This window comes from Epilithonimonas hispanica, from assembly GCF_003385395.1.
Lineage (GTDB): Bacteria > Bacteroidota > Bacteroidia > Flavobacteriales > Weeksellaceae > Epilithonimonas > Epilithonimonas hispanica.
Window position 1 is genome coordinate 49,302 of the sequence record NZ_QNUG01000008.1, and the last position, 13,125, is coordinate 62,426.

Below are 13,125 nucleotides of genomic sequence, written 5' to 3' on the forward strand. Positions count from 1 at the left end.
TAAGTTATGCAATCAACATATATAGAAACTCAGCAGATCTCTTTTCAGGACTTTAAAAGCAGTATTTTAGACGACTATCGATTAGGAAGAATTTCCCGCGAAATGTCATATCTAGGAAGAAGAGAAGTTCTTACGGGGAAAGCAAAGTTCGGAATTTTCGGAGACGGAAAAGAATTACCTCAATTGGCAATGGCAAAAGTTTTCAGAAATGGAGATTTTCGTTCCGGATATTATCGTGATCAGACATTTGCTTTGGCAATCGATGCAGTTTCTATAGAAAGTTTTTTTGCACAATTATACGCGGATACTAGTGTAGAAAGAGAGCCAGCTTCTGCAGGTCGCCAAATGAATGGCCATTATGCTACAAGAAGTTTGAATGCAGATGGAAGCTGGAAAGATTTGACTGCTCAAAAAAATATCTCATCGGATATTTCTCCTACAGCAGGACAAATGCCAAGATTATTAGGTTTAGCTCAGGCTTCCAAAGTTTATAAATCTGTAAAATTCGATGGTTCTGAGAAGTTTTCAAAAGAAGGAAATGAAGTAGCTTTTGGAACAATTGGTGATGCTTCTACGGCTGAAGGTCATTTCTGGGAAACTTTGAACGCTGCTTGTGCTCTACAAGTTCCAATGATTGTTTCGATTTGGGATGACGGTTATGGGATTTCCGTACCGACTCAAAACCAAAGAGCAAAAGCCGATATTTCTGAAATGCTTTCTGGTTTCCAAAGAAAAACTGACGAAAAACAAGGTTGCGAAATCATCCAAGTGAAAGCTTGGGATTATCCAGCGCTGATGGAAGCTTATGCAAAAGCAGAACATTTTGCAAGATATGAAAGCGTGCCTGTTGTAATTCACGTAACTGAAGTGACACAACCGCAAGGACATTCTACTTCTGGATCGCACGAGCGTTACAAATCTGAAGATCGATTGCATTGGGAATCAGAATTTGATGGTTTGATAAAATTCAAAGAGTGGATTTTGGATTACAGTATAGAAATCGAAGGAAATGAAGAATATCTTGCCTCTATAGAAGAATTAGATTTGATAGATGCAGAAGCTAAAAAATTAGTAAAAGATGGACAGAAAAAAGCTTGGGAAGTTTATCAAAAAACCATCACAGATATAAAACGAGAAGCTTTATTATTAATAGAACCTCTTAAGAATCAAAATACTGAAGTTTTTAATTTCATTGAAAACTTTAACAAAGTGATATCCGTAAGTAAGAAAGATGTATTTCATTTAATAAGACAAACTTTATTATCTACCCGAGCACAAGTTTCTCCCGAAAGAAATGCTTTAAAAGCTAAATATGAAGAGCTTCTGAAAGTTGAAAAAGATAATTATTCTTCACACCTTTACTCTCAATCCCAATGGAAAGCAACCAATGTTAAAGAAATCAAGCCTATCTACTCAGAATCTTCTGAAGAAGTTGATGGAAGAGTAGTTGTAAGAAATAACTTCGATAAGATTTTTGAAAAATATCCTCAAGCTTTAGTTTTTGGAGAAGATGCTGGGAATATTGGAGATGTCAACCAAGGATTGGAAGGTCTACAAGAAAAATATGGCGATGTGAGAATTGCTGACACAGGAATCCGTGAAGCAACAATCCTCGGGCAAGGAATTGGAATGGCAATGCGTGGTTTGAAGCCAATTGCCGAAATCCAATATCTGGATTATATTTTATATTGTCTTCAAGGGATGAGTGATGATTTGGCAACCGTTCAATATAGAACAAGAGGAGGTCAAAAAGCACCTGTAATCATCAGAACAAGAGGACATAGATTGGAAGGCGTTTGGCATTCTGGCTCTCCAATGGCGGGAATCCTTAATCTATCAAAAGGCATTAATATATTAGTTCCAAGAAGTTTAACAAAAGCTGCCGGATTTTACAATACAATGCTCCAAAGTGACGAGCCTGCTGTGATTGTAGAATGTTTAAATGGCTACAGATTAAAAGAAAAGCAACCTGACAATCTTGGAGAATTTACTATTCCTGTAGGAAAAATTGAAGTAACCAAAGAAGGAAAAGATGTAACTCTAGTAACTTATGGCTCAACATGGAGAATAGTTTCAGAAGCAGCAAAAGAACTAGAAAAAGTAGGAATCTCAGCAGAAGTAATTGATGTTCAGTCTTTGATTCCTTTTGATTTGTCTCACGAAATTGCAGAAAGTGTTAAGAAAACCAATAGATTGGTTGTGATTGATGAAGATGTAGAAGGCGGAACTTCGGCATTCATTCTTCAACAGATTTTAGAGAAGCAAAAGGCTTTCAAATTTTTAGATTCTGAGCCTTTAACTATTTCTGCTGAAAACCATAGACCTGCTTTTGCAAGTGATGGAGATTATTTTAGTAAACCTTCTGCTGATGATATGGTAGAAAAGATCTATACAATTTTCAATGAAATAAATCCTCAAAAATATCCAGCGATTTATTAATAATAATTTCTAAAATAATCCTAAAAAACCTTTTGAAGATTCTATTTTCAAAAGGTTATTTTTTTGCAGATCTTCCACAAAAAAATCTTCTTTTTCATACCGAATTTCTATCTTTTCGAAAGTTTTCTTTCTGTAAGAATAGGCCTCCATAAATTCCTCATTACTATCCCACTGCTGTAGATCCATCTTTCTCATCCAACTTATAAAATGGGAATGAGATTCTGCACGCAGACTCTTATTCCGTTTTACCAAAGTATATTTCATGCTGTCAATTTTAAACAAATTTATTAATAATAATCTATTATAGTTATTAATAGCTAATTAATTTTAGTTTATTAATTAAAAATTAATATTTACATATTGTATTTTCAATAATTTTTGAAAGTCTAGAAAATTTAATTATATTTGTATTTGTATAAGGATTTAAACATTACAAAATGAAACTTGAAGAAGCTAAAGAAAAATATATCCAGACTTGGGGAACATTGGCCACTAATTGGGGAATCAATAGGACAATGGCTCAGGTTCACGCTTTGCTTCTTGCAGAAGGCAAACCTTTATCAACGGATGAAGTGATGGAAGTTTTGCAAATTTCAAGAGGAAATGCCAATATGAATCTTCGGAATCTGCTAGAGTGGGGAATTATAAAAAAAGAATTAATTAAAGGCGATAGAAAAGAATACTTTGTAGCGGAACGCGACATGTGGTTTCTTTTCAAACAGTTGGTAAAAGAACGTAAAAAAAGAGAGATTGAACCTATTCTGAATTCTATTGCTGAACTCAAAATTGTAGATGAAGATACAGAAGAAGCAAAAAGATTTACAGATTTGATGAAAGAAATGGAAAGTGTAACTGGGAAAGTTTTTAATATAATGGACTTAGCCATAAAAAGTGATGACCATTGGCTGGTTGGTAAAATCACCAACTTACTGAAATAGAAAGGAAAACATTTTCCTTTTTTATTTAGAATTAATTTTCAATAATTACTGAAAATATAAAATTTACAAAATGATTAATATTATTTCCTTTATAATCTATTTTCTCATAACAGTTCCTGTGATTGTTTTGGTAGGTTGGAAATGTTTTACAATCGGCAGAATTTATCTGATGGATTTGTTCAGCAATATCCGGATATGCGATTCTGTCAACAGAATTTTGTTGATTGGATATTATCTAATGAATATCGGATATGTGACTTTTTCTCTTTCAGAAGATCTAAAAACAGGTACAATCGAGTTATTTATTGTATCAATTTTTACAAAAATCGCAACAACACTTTTACTGATTGCAGTGATGCATTATATCAATATTTTTTCTCTGACTTATTTCCGTAAACAAATATTATCAACTTTTAAATCATAAAATTATGACCGCAACTTACAACCTCACCGCTTACGCAATCTATTTGCCAATAGTTTTAACATTAACAGTTATTGTTTCAGAACTACTTTTCCGCAATGCAAAAGTATTCATGATGGATATTTTTCACCAGAAATCTGACATTGCTTTAGCGACCAATTCTTTATTTAAAATTGGATTTTATCTTCTGAATATTGGTTTTGCATTCTTAATTATAGAATTCAGTCAACTCATAACCGGAGAATCTTTGGTTGTTGGTTTGAGTAAAAAAATAGGAGGATTTTCAATTTATTTAGGATTGATGCTTCTTTTCAATCTGTTACTTTTTATGAAAGTAAGAAAGAAATCTAACGAAAAAGAACTTATTAATAATTTAACTGATGAAAAACCTAATATTTAAAATCATAATGTTCTTCCTTTTCAGAAAAAACCGAAGAACAAAAGGCGATTTCCTCAACCTTTAAAAACAGAAGAAAAATGATGGCTAAAATTTATTTAGAAACATTTATTAATGCTGATATTCGGAAAGTTTTTGATTTATCACGAGATATTGATCTCCACCAAAAATCAGCTAAAACCAACGAAAAAGCAATTGCTGGAAAAACCTATGGATTAATAGAACTTGGCGAAACGGTAACTTGGTGCGCCAAACATTTGGGATTTTATCAAACGCTTACAACGAAAATTACTGAAATGGAAAGTCCAAAAATGTTTACAGATAAAATGACTGAAGGCGCTTTCAAATCGATGAAGCATCAACACATTTTCAAAGAAAAAGATGGAAAAACTTGTATGGTTGATATTTTCGAATTTGAATCACCTTTTGGAATTTTTGGAAAATTATTTAATAAAATATTCCTGAAAAATTATCTTAAAAAATTTCTAATTGAAAGAAATAGACTGATAAAAGAAATTGCAGAATCATCTTTTAATAAGAGAATTTAAATCCAAATAATTTTCATAAATTTTCAAAATAATTCCAACCTTTTTTAAACTATTGCATCTTTCCTTATAAAAGCCAATGTATGGAACACGACATATACATAAGATGCAGAAATAAAGACCGCAACGCACAGCGAAAACTTTATGAAGAATATGCAGGACGATTCTTCGCAACCTGCAAACGTTACCTGAAAAATGATGAAGATGCGGAAGAAGTTTTAGCCGATTCTTTCTACCTAATTTTCACAAAGCTTGAACAACTTAAAGATTTTCAGGTTTTCGATGCTTGGGCAAAGAAAATTGTAGTGAATCAATGTTTACAGAAACTTCGCAAGAAACAACCGTTCTCAATTTCAATTGAAGAGAATTTTGTGGATTTACCGGATTCTGAATCGGAAAATGTTTCTGAAGAAAGAGGAATTTTGTCTCTTCTTAATTTTCTTCCGGAGGGTTGTCGCACGATTTTCAATCTGTTTGCGATGGAAGGTTATCCACACAAAGAAATTGCACAAATGCTTTCTATCTCCGAAGGTACGTCTAAATCTCAGGTGAATTTTGCCCGCAAAAAATTGCAGGAGTTTGTGAAACTTCAAACAATTAATTCTTAAAGTTAAAAAAAATGGAAAATCAAGATATCGATAAAATGTTCAATGATGCTGGGAAATCAGCAGAAGAAAATTCTACATTTCCTGCCTTTGAAAAAGTTTGGGGAAAAGTTGAAGAGAAATTAGACAAAAAAGAACAAAAGAAAAGAATTATCCCGATTTGGTTTCCTTACGGAATGGTTGCTGGATTGGCTTTGACCTTTGGCGTTTTGTATTTTGTGAAAGATGATAAAGTACAGATTCAACCTCAGGTTGCTTCGAAAGATTTTGGAAAACCAATTAATCCAAATCAAATTGAAACTCCGAAAAAAGTTGAAGAAATTAATAAAACCTTTAAAGAGAATCTGAGCAAAAATCCAATTCAACTTACTGAAAGAAAAGATATTATTGCTTATCAAGATGTTGAATATAAGAACGATGAGTTTGATGAAATTTTCTATAAAACAAGAGTTAACAATCAGTCAACAAACGACAATTATATTGAAAAAAATATTTCAGAAACGCCACCACCAGCAATATCCAAAAGTTTAGAAACCTCTACAGGAATCGTTGAAAATTATGTTTATGAAACTGAAAAAACAAAAGATTTAGAATCTGTTACTGTAACCGCAATGGGGATTAAAAGAGATGCGAAAAGTTTAGGATATGCAACCCCAACTGTAAACTCTGCTTTAATGGGAAGAGTTGAAGGACTCAAAATTTCTCCAAATATGGGAAATCCTGGAAGTTCTTCAACAATTATGATTAGAGGAATAGCTTCTTATGATAAAACAAAAGAACCATTGTATATCGTGGATGGGAAAGTAGAATCATCAAGTATTTTGAAGACCCTTAATCCTCATGTAATTGAGTCGTTGGAAGTCCTAAAAAAAGATAAGGCAATAAGTTTATACGGAAATCAGGCAATAAATGGTGTATTAATAATCAAAACCAAAAAATTATCCGAAAAGAAAAAAAGGAAATTAAACAAAGAATGGGAAATTAGACAAAAAGAGCTAAAAGAAGAAAAGAAAAGTTTACCAGAAGCTGGAAAACTAACCGCAGGCGAAGTGAACGATTTCTCCAAATGGGATTATTGGCAAGACTTTGCGGTTCCAATTCTTGATCAATATAAGAAAACTTGGAAATTTTTCCCAGACAAAAGAGTTTCTGTACAATTGACCAATTTTCATAGTAATCCAGTCATTGGTAAAAAATTAAAATTAATTGACTATAAAAAAGAAATCATCTGGGAAAGTGTAACAGATAATCGTGGAAATGCAGAATTATGGATTTCTTCGTTAATAGACCAGAAAACAAATTCGCAACAATATTCGATTATTGATGATGAAGGAAATGTTTTGTCAAATAATGTTAAAGAGTTCCGAAAAGGGCAGAATTTAATAAAAGTTAATGATGATTGCATCAAAAAAAGAGCATTAGATTTGGTTTTCGTTGTAGATGCAACAGGTTCTATGGGAGATGAAATCAATTATCTTAAATCAGAATTATTGGATGTTCTGAAAAAGGTAGAAACTAATTTAACCCAAACCAACATAAGATATGGTTCTGTTTTTTACAGAGATAATGGAGATGAATATATTACAAGAAAATTCGATTTTTCAAATGATGCAGAAAATCTTATCAGTTTTATTAAAAAACAAAATGCTAGAGGAGGCGGAGACAGACCGGAAGCGGTTGTTGAAGCTTTGGAAACTTCGATTGATGAATTAGCTTGGAACAAAGAGAATTCTACAAAAATAATGTTCTTACTTTTGGACGCGCCACCACATTTATCTGAAGGAAATATTGAAATTTTAAATCAGAAAATTAAATTAGCTTCCAAAAAAGGAATCACAATCATTCCAATTGCTGCGAGTGATACGGATAAACAAACCGAATATCTGATGAGAACATTTGCTTTATTAACCAACGGAACTTATACTTTTCTGACGAATGATAGTGGAATAGGAAATGATCATATCAAACCAACTGCAAGCGAATATGAAGTAGAAAAACTAAATGATTTATTATTAAGGTTAATCCTCCAAAGATCAACGGTTCCAGATTGTAAAAATGGTATAACAAAAGAATATATCAATAAAAAATTGGAAGTGGAAAGCCTAGATAAAAAAGATTTCGCTACCAAGGTTTATCCTAATCCAACAAAAGGAATTTTCAAAATTGATCTAAAACGTGATGCGGAAGAGTTTATTTTGTATGATTATACGGGGAAAATTTTAATCCAGAAAAATAACTTGGTAAAAGGACTTCACAATTTTGATATTACACATTATCCTCAAAGTGTTTATCTCGTTAAATTGAAGTATGGGACAGAATCAGAAACATTTAAAATCATTAAAAACTAAATATAAAGCAACTGATAAAGTTGCTTTTTGTCATATTATGCTTTCAATAATTTTCCGTAAATTCGCTAAAATTTTTTAATCACAATGAACTACGATATTATTGTTATTGGAAGTGGACCTGGCGGTTATGTAACTGCAATCAGAGCTGCTCAATTAGGTTTCAAAACAGCCATTATTGAAAAAGAAAATCTTGGTGGAATCTGTCTTAACTGGGGTTGTATCCCAACGAAAGCATTATTGAAATCTGCTCACGTTTTCAATTATTTGAAGCACGCTGAAGATTATGGTCTTAATAAAGTGGAAAATCCAGGATTTGATTTTACAAAAGTAATCCAGAGAAGTAGAGGTGTAGCTTCTAAAATGAGTGGCGGAATCTCTTTCTTGATGAAGAAAAATAAAATCGATGTCATTATGGGAACTGCAACAGTGAAAGCTGGTAAAAAAGTGACTGTTGTAGATGCTGACGGAAAATCAACAGAATATTCTGGAACTAATATCATCATCGCAACTGGTGCGCGTTCTAGAGAATTGCCAAACTTGCCTCAAGATGGTAAAAAAGTAATTGGATACAGACAGGCATTATCGCTTCCTGAGCAGCCAAAATCTATGATTGTTGTAGGTTCTGGAGCTATCGGAATTGAGTTTGCTGATTTTTATAACTCAATGGGAACTAAGGTAACTGTTGTAGAATTCTTGCCAAACATCGTTCCTTTGGAGGATGAGGAGGTTTCAAAACACGTTGAGAAATCTTTGAAAAAAGCAGGTATCGAAATAATGACCAATTCTTCTGTAGAATCTGTTGACACATCTGGAGAAGGTGTGAAAGCGAAAGTGAAAACTGCAAAAGGAGAAATTACGCTTGAAGCTGATATCCTTCTTTCTGCTGTCGGAATTGCGGCTAATGTTGAAGGAATCGGTCTAGAAGCTGTTGGAATCAAAACTGAAAAAGGAAAAGTTTTGGTTAACGAATGGTATCAGACTTCTGTTCCTGGCTACTATGCAATTGGAGACATCATCCCAACTCAGGCTTTAGCTCACGTTGCTTCAGCAGAAGGAATCACTTGTGTTGAGAAAATCAAAGGCCTTCATGTAGAAGCTATCGATTACGGAAATATTCCAGGTTGTACTTATTGTCACCCGGAAATCGCTTCTGTTGGTTTGACTGAAAAGCAGGCCAAAGAAAAAGGATACGATATCAAAGTTGGTAAATTCCCATTCTCAGCATCCGGAAAAGCTACGGCAAACGGTGATGTTGACGGATTTATCAAAGTAATCTTCGATGCGAAATACGGAGAGTGGTTAGGTTGTCATATGGTTGGTGATGGTGTTACCGATATGATTGCTGAAGCTGTTGTTGCTAGAAAATTAGAAACTACAGGACACGAAGTTCTTAAATCTATTCACCCACACCCAACAATTTCAGAAGCGGTAATGGAAGCTGTTGCTGCTGCTTATGGAGAGGTGATTCATATTTAATGAGATTAACATAATATTCATAATATAAAACCACAGAAATATCTGTGGTTTTTTTAATTTTACTTAATGGAGAATTCGAAAATAGGATTGGTTTTATCTGGAGGAGGAACACGTGGATTAGCTCACGCAGGAGTTCTAAAGTTTCTTAAAGAAAAAAATATCGAACCAGATATCCTTTCTTGTTGTAGTGCAGGTTCTATTGTTGGTTCTCTTTATGCTTTCGGAAAATCACCGGAAGAGATTTTGGATTTTTTTAAATCTATCTATTTTTTCAATTGGAAACATTTTACATTTAATCAACCGGGCTTGGTTTCATCTGCTATTTTCACAACTTATCTTAATCCTATTTTTCAAGAAATGACTTTGGGAGACTTACAAAAAGATGTCAGAATTGTCGCAACTGAGCTCATTACTGGGAATCAAAAAGTATTTGAAAAAAACTATAAAGTTGTGGATGCGATTATAGCTTCGTCCTGTATCCCCGGAATCTCCACACCTTATTTTATTAATGATGAAATGTACAGCGATGGAGGAGTTCTGAACAACTTTCCAGCTGATATCATCCATAACGAATGTGAAAACATAATTGGCGTTTATGTAACACCTCCACAAGATGTAGAAATAAATGACCTGAAAAGTATCCGTTCTGTGACAACTCGAGCTTACGAATTGTTATCTCATAGAACAGAGATTTATAAATTCGCTTTTTGTGATTGGTTCATTACATCAAAAAAGCTATCGAAATATGGTATTTTCGAAAGAAACCCTCAACGTTTAGATGAGATTTTTGAAATCGGCTACAATGAAGCTAAACGTTCTTTTATAGAAAATGAGGAAGAATTCACTTTAATGTTTTTAAGAAAGCAATAATTACTTACTGTTTTTTTCTTCTTAAAGGGTCTCGATATTTTGATTATAAAATAATAATACTAATTTTAATACGCTCTCACACGATAAGACTAAATAATCATACGTGAGAGTCTCTTATCTTCTCTCCACAAGTTTTACAATACCTTGCATCCTCGTCGTTGTCTTGATTTCCACATCTTCGACATTGGAAATTAGTCTTTTTCTGCTTTCTGAATTCAGAAGTCACAATACCTGTTGGAACCGCAATAATGCTATAACCGCAAAGCATAACGATCATTGATAATACTTTACCAAAAGGTGTCCCGGGTGATATGTCTCCATAGCCAACTGTAGTTATAGTCACAACAGCCCAATAGACACTTTGCGGAATACTACTAAAACCATTTTTACCACCTTCAACAATATACATCAACGAGCCAATTATAACAATGAAAATAATTATAAACAAAAGAAAGATGTAAATTTTTCTTGAGCTATGCTTCAAAGCAGAAACAATAAATCTTCCGTCGTGCATATAGTCTGCAAGATTGAAGATTCTGAAAATCCTTAAGATTCTCAACATTCTTATGATTGCTACAAAATGCCAAATAGGGAAAAATAAACTGATGTAAAAAGGAACAATTGACAAAAAATCTATAATTCCCAATGGGCTAAAAACATACTCCTCCTTGTCTTTTATACAAATAATCCGAAGAATGTACTCTATTGTAAATATTAAAGTGATGAAAAATTCAGCGTAATAAAACTCTTTGTAATACTGAAGTCTTATAATAGGAATGGTTTCCACCATTAATAAAATCGTACTAAACAAAATCAAGACAAGTAAACTAATATCAAATATTTTACCAGCTCTAGTGTGCGATAAATAAATAACTTCATAAATTTTCTTTCTCCAACCTTCTTCAGAGATAAGGTCAAATTCTGGCTTAATTTTCATAACAGCTAAATAAACGATGAATGTAGTAAAAAAATATTATCTAATTAATTATTAAAAAAACAGACAAAAGTCTTTTTAACATAGACAAAAGTCATATATTTGTAAAAGAAAAATTACAAAAATGAAAAAATATAAAACTTCAGAGCCTTCTAAAAATGTTGTTCAAGAGACTGCTATGACTTATAGTTACCAAAACTTTGATGATGTTGGTGTTTTTAACTTGATTGATATTACTCAAAAAGGTATTTCATTCAAACTCTTCGACGGTATTTCAAAAAAGTTTCCTTTTACGATGCAAGATTGGGCAGATTATCTTCATATTTCTGGCAAAACCTTATCTCGTTATCAGAAAGAAGATAAATCATTTGATGTATTACAATCAGAAAAAATCTTACAAATAGAAATCCTTTACAAAAGAGGCCAGGAGGTTTTTGGTTCTTCTGAGAATTTCTTGATATGGTTACAATCAGAAAACGTTGCTCTAGGAAAAACAAAACCACAGGATTTATTAGGAAGTGTTTTCGGAATATCTCTTCTTATGGATGAACTCACTCGTATAGAACACGGCGTTTTAGCATAATTCGGATGATTGTTTACAGACTTTCAAAAGAAATCTACGCCAACGACCTTTCTGGAAAAGGTGCAGAAATTGCTGGTGCAAGATGGAATAGCAAAGGAAGACCTGCTCTTTACACAGGGCAGTCGATTGCGTTGTGCGTGGCGGAAATTGCGGTTCATATTCCGTTGGGGATTTTACCAAAAGATTATCGTTTGGTTCATATAGAAATTCCAGATGTTGAATTCGTTGAACCGAAAAGATTACCGAAAGATTGGAATATTTTTCCACATCCAAACAGTACTCAGAAAATTGGAGATAAATTTCTTAAAGAGAATAAGTTTCTATTGATGAAAATTCCTTCTGCGGCGGTGCAAGGGGAATTCAATTATATTATTAATCCGCGACATATTAATTTTTCTGAAGTCAGAATCAAGAAAATAGAAAAGTTTACTTTTGATGACAGATTGTTCATCAGATAAAAATCAAATTAAATGAAAATCAAAGAATTTATAAATGAATTTGAAAAAATAATTCCGGCAAGACAAGCGGAAGATTTTGATAATGTTGGTTTGCTTTGCGGAAATCCTGATAGAGAAATTTCAGGAGTTTTAATTTCTCACGATGCTTTAGAAGCCGTAGTTGATGAAGCTATTGAAAAGAATCTCAATTTTATATTTTGCTTTCACCCAATTATTTTTTCTGGATTAAAATCAATTACTGGAAAAAATTATGTTGAAAGAGCAGTTCTGAAAGCTTTGGAAAATAAAATTGCAATCTATGCGATTCATACAGCATTTGATAATGATTATTTTGGGGTTAATTATAAAATCTGTGAAGTTCTTGGATTGAAGAATCAGCAAATATTAATACCAAAACAAAATCAATTAAAAAAACTGGAAGTTTATGTTCCTGTTGATTCCGCTGAAAATTTGAAAAATGCTTTGTTCGAAGCTGGAGCTGGAAATATTGGTTTTTATGACGAATGTAGTTTTTCAATCAACGGAAACGGAACTTTTCGACCTTTAGAAGGCTCAAATCCCGTAACCGGAACTCAAAATGAAAGAGAAAACGCCAATGAAGTCTTACTTTCTGTGATTTTCGAAGATTATAAAAAACATCAGATTCTCTTTGCGATGAAACAAAATCATCCTTACGAAGAAGTGGCTTATCAATTAATTTCTCTCGAAAACGAAAATCAATATACAGGTTTGGGAAGATTTGGAGATTTGGAAACGGAAATGGATGAAACTGATTTTCTAAAATTCGTTAAAGAAAAATTTAATCTTAATATTATCAGACACAATTCTTTAACTCAAAAAAAAATCAAAAGAGTAGGTGTATTAGGCGGAAGTGGAGCAAGTGGAATTAAGTCCGCAATATCAGCAAAATGTGATGCTTATTTGACCGGCGATGTAAAATATCACGATTTCTTTTCAGCGGAAGATAAAATGCTGATTTGCGATATTGGACATTTTGAATCAGAACAATTTGTAACTCAACAATTATTTGAAATTTTGTCCGAAAAATTCACTACATTTGCAATCGCTAAAACGACAATAAAAACAAATCCTGTTAATTATTTTATATAGA

The 13,125-nt window shown here is 32.8% G+C and carries 14 protein-coding genes; 12 read left to right on the top strand and 2 right to left on the bottom strand.

What is annotated here, in order from left to right; genetic code table 11:
* Positions 1–6 precede the first annotated feature (6 nt).
* Entirely contained in the window at positions 7–2,439 is a 2,433-nt protein-coding gene (locus tag DRF58_RS04975) for an alpha-ketoacid dehydrogenase subunit alpha/beta (protein WP_116033513.1), read from the top strand.
* Between the two features lie 9 nt (positions 2,440–2,448).
* On the opposite strand, the gene DRF58_RS04980 is transcribed toward DRF58_RS04975, so the two are convergent.
* Positions 2,449–2,703, bottom strand: a complete 255-nt coding sequence (locus DRF58_RS04980; RefSeq protein WP_123902366.1) for a hypothetical protein — start codon at positions 2,701–2,703, stop codon at positions 2,449–2,451.
* A gap of 173 nt (positions 2,704–2,876) precedes the next feature.
* Here DRF58_RS04980 and DRF58_RS04985 point away from each other — a divergent pair, with 173 nt between their 5' ends.
* The 8 genes from DRF58_RS04985 to DRF58_RS05020 all read left to right on the top strand — a co-directional run bounded on the left by DRF58_RS04985 (position 2,877) and on the right by DRF58_RS05020 (position 10,039).
* Entirely contained in the window at positions 2,877–3,377 is a 501-nt protein-coding gene (locus DRF58_RS04985; RefSeq protein WP_116033516.1) for a GbsR/MarR family transcriptional regulator, read from the top strand.
* Between the two features lie 70 nt (positions 3,378–3,447).
* Complete coding sequence (locus DRF58_RS04990; RefSeq protein ID WP_116033517.1) at positions 3,448–3,801, top strand: hypothetical protein; 354 nt, start codon at positions 3,448–3,450, stop codon at positions 3,799–3,801.
* A 4-nt stretch (positions 3,802–3,805) separates the two neighbouring features.
* Positions 3,806–4,198: a hypothetical protein gene (locus tag DRF58_RS04995; RefSeq protein ID WP_116033519.1), complete on the top strand. Its 393-nt coding sequence runs from the start codon at positions 3,806–3,808 to the stop codon at positions 4,196–4,198.
* Between the two features lie 77 nt (positions 4,199–4,275).
* Positions 4,276–4,743, top strand: a complete 468-nt coding sequence (locus DRF58_RS05000; protein WP_379883815.1) for an SRPBCC family protein — start codon at positions 4,276–4,278, stop codon at positions 4,741–4,743.
* Positions 4,744–4,823: 80 nt separating this feature from the next.
* Positions 4,824–5,348 carry an RNA polymerase sigma factor gene (locus tag DRF58_RS05005; RefSeq protein WP_116033522.1) on the top strand — a complete coding sequence of 175 codons (525 nt, stop codon included), beginning with the start codon at positions 4,824–4,826 and terminating at the stop codon, positions 5,346–5,348.
* 11 nt (positions 5,349–5,359) lie between these two features.
* Positions 5,360–7,693, top strand: a complete 2,334-nt coding sequence (locus DRF58_RS05010; protein ID WP_116033524.1) for a VWA domain-containing protein — start codon at positions 5,360–5,362, stop codon at positions 7,691–7,693.
* An 84-nt stretch (positions 7,694–7,777) separates the two neighbouring features.
* The gene (lpdA, locus tag DRF58_RS05015) at positions 7,778–9,169 is read left to right on the top strand and encodes a dihydrolipoyl dehydrogenase (RefSeq protein WP_116033526.1); all 1,392 of its coding nucleotides are present in this window, start codon (positions 7,778–7,780) and stop codon (positions 9,167–9,169) included.
* 66 nt (positions 9,170–9,235) lie between these two features.
* A complete protein-coding gene (locus tag DRF58_RS05020; protein WP_116033527.1) occupies positions 9,236–10,039 on the top strand; it encodes a patatin-like phospholipase family protein in 804 nt (267 codons plus the stop codon).
* Between the two features lie 97 nt (positions 10,040–10,136).
* On the opposite strand, the gene DRF58_RS05025 is transcribed toward DRF58_RS05020, so the two are convergent.
* Positions 10,137–10,976, bottom strand: coding sequence for an ion transporter (locus DRF58_RS05025; RefSeq protein WP_116033529.1), 840 nt, complete (start codon positions 10,974–10,976; stop codon positions 10,137–10,139).
* Positions 10,977–11,097: 121 nt separating this feature from the next.
* On the opposite strand from DRF58_RS05025, the gene parS reads away from it, so the two are divergent.
* The 3 genes from parS to DRF58_RS05040 are packed head-to-tail and all read left to right on the top strand — an operon-like array spanning position 11,098 to position 13,124.
* Positions 11,098–11,556, top strand: a complete 459-nt coding sequence (gene parS, locus DRF58_RS05030) for a type II RES/Xre toxin-antitoxin system antitoxin (RefSeq protein WP_206605214.1) — start codon at positions 11,098–11,100, stop codon at positions 11,554–11,556.
* Between the two features lie 5 nt (positions 11,557–11,561).
* Positions 11,562–12,014: an RES family NAD+ phosphorylase gene (locus tag DRF58_RS05035; RefSeq protein ID WP_116033531.1), complete on the top strand. Its 453-nt coding sequence runs from the start codon at positions 11,562–11,564 to the stop codon at positions 12,012–12,014.
* A 12-nt stretch (positions 12,015–12,026) separates the two neighbouring features.
* The gene (locus tag DRF58_RS05040) at positions 12,027–13,124 is read left to right on the top strand and encodes a Nif3-like dinuclear metal center hexameric protein (protein ID WP_116033532.1); all 1,098 of its coding nucleotides are present in this window, start codon (positions 12,027–12,029) and stop codon (positions 13,122–13,124) included.
* Position 13,125: the final 1 nt, after the last annotated feature.

Coding starts and splice junctions, on each gene's coding strand:
- DRF58_RS05040 (WP_116033532.1), top strand. CDS start 12,027: ATGAAAATCAAAGAATTTATAAATGAATTTGAAAAAATAATTCCGGCA.
- DRF58_RS04980 (WP_123902366.1), bottom strand. CDS start 2,703: ATGAAATATACTTTGGTAAAACGGAATAAGAGTCTGCGTGCAGAATCT.
- lpdA (WP_116033526.1), top strand. CDS start 7,778: ATGAACTACGATATTATTGTTATTGGAAGTGGACCTGGCGGTTATGTA.
- DRF58_RS04985 (WP_116033516.1), top strand. CDS start 2,877: ATGAAACTTGAAGAAGCTAAAGAAAAATATATCCAGACTTGGGGAACA.
- DRF58_RS04990 (WP_116033517.1), top strand. CDS start 3,448: ATGATTAATATTATTTCCTTTATAATCTATTTTCTCATAACAGTTCCT.
- parS (WP_206605214.1), top strand. CDS start 11,098: ATGAAAAAATATAAAACTTCAGAGCCTTCTAAAAATGTTGTTCAAGAG.
- DRF58_RS04975 (WP_116033513.1), top strand. CDS start 7: ATGCAATCAACATATATAGAAACTCAGCAGATCTCTTTTCAGGACTTT.
- DRF58_RS05020 (WP_116033527.1), top strand. CDS start 9,236: ATGGAGAATTCGAAAATAGGATTGGTTTTATCTGGAGGAGGAACACGT.
- DRF58_RS05005 (WP_116033522.1), top strand. CDS start 4,824: ATGGAACACGACATATACATAAGATGCAGAAATAAAGACCGCAACGCA.
- DRF58_RS05025 (WP_116033529.1), bottom strand. CDS start 10,976: ATGAAAATTAAGCCAGAATTTGACCTTATCTCTGAAGAAGGTTGGAGA.
- DRF58_RS05035 (WP_116033531.1), top strand. CDS start 11,562: ATGATTGTTTACAGACTTTCAAAAGAAATCTACGCCAACGACCTTTCT.
- DRF58_RS04995 (WP_116033519.1), top strand. CDS start 3,806: ATGACCGCAACTTACAACCTCACCGCTTACGCAATCTATTTGCCAATA.
- DRF58_RS05000 (WP_379883815.1), top strand. CDS start 4,276: ATGATGGCTAAAATTTATTTAGAAACATTTATTAATGCTGATATTCGG.
- DRF58_RS05010 (WP_116033524.1), top strand. CDS start 5,360: ATGGAAAATCAAGATATCGATAAAATGTTCAATGATGCTGGGAAATCA.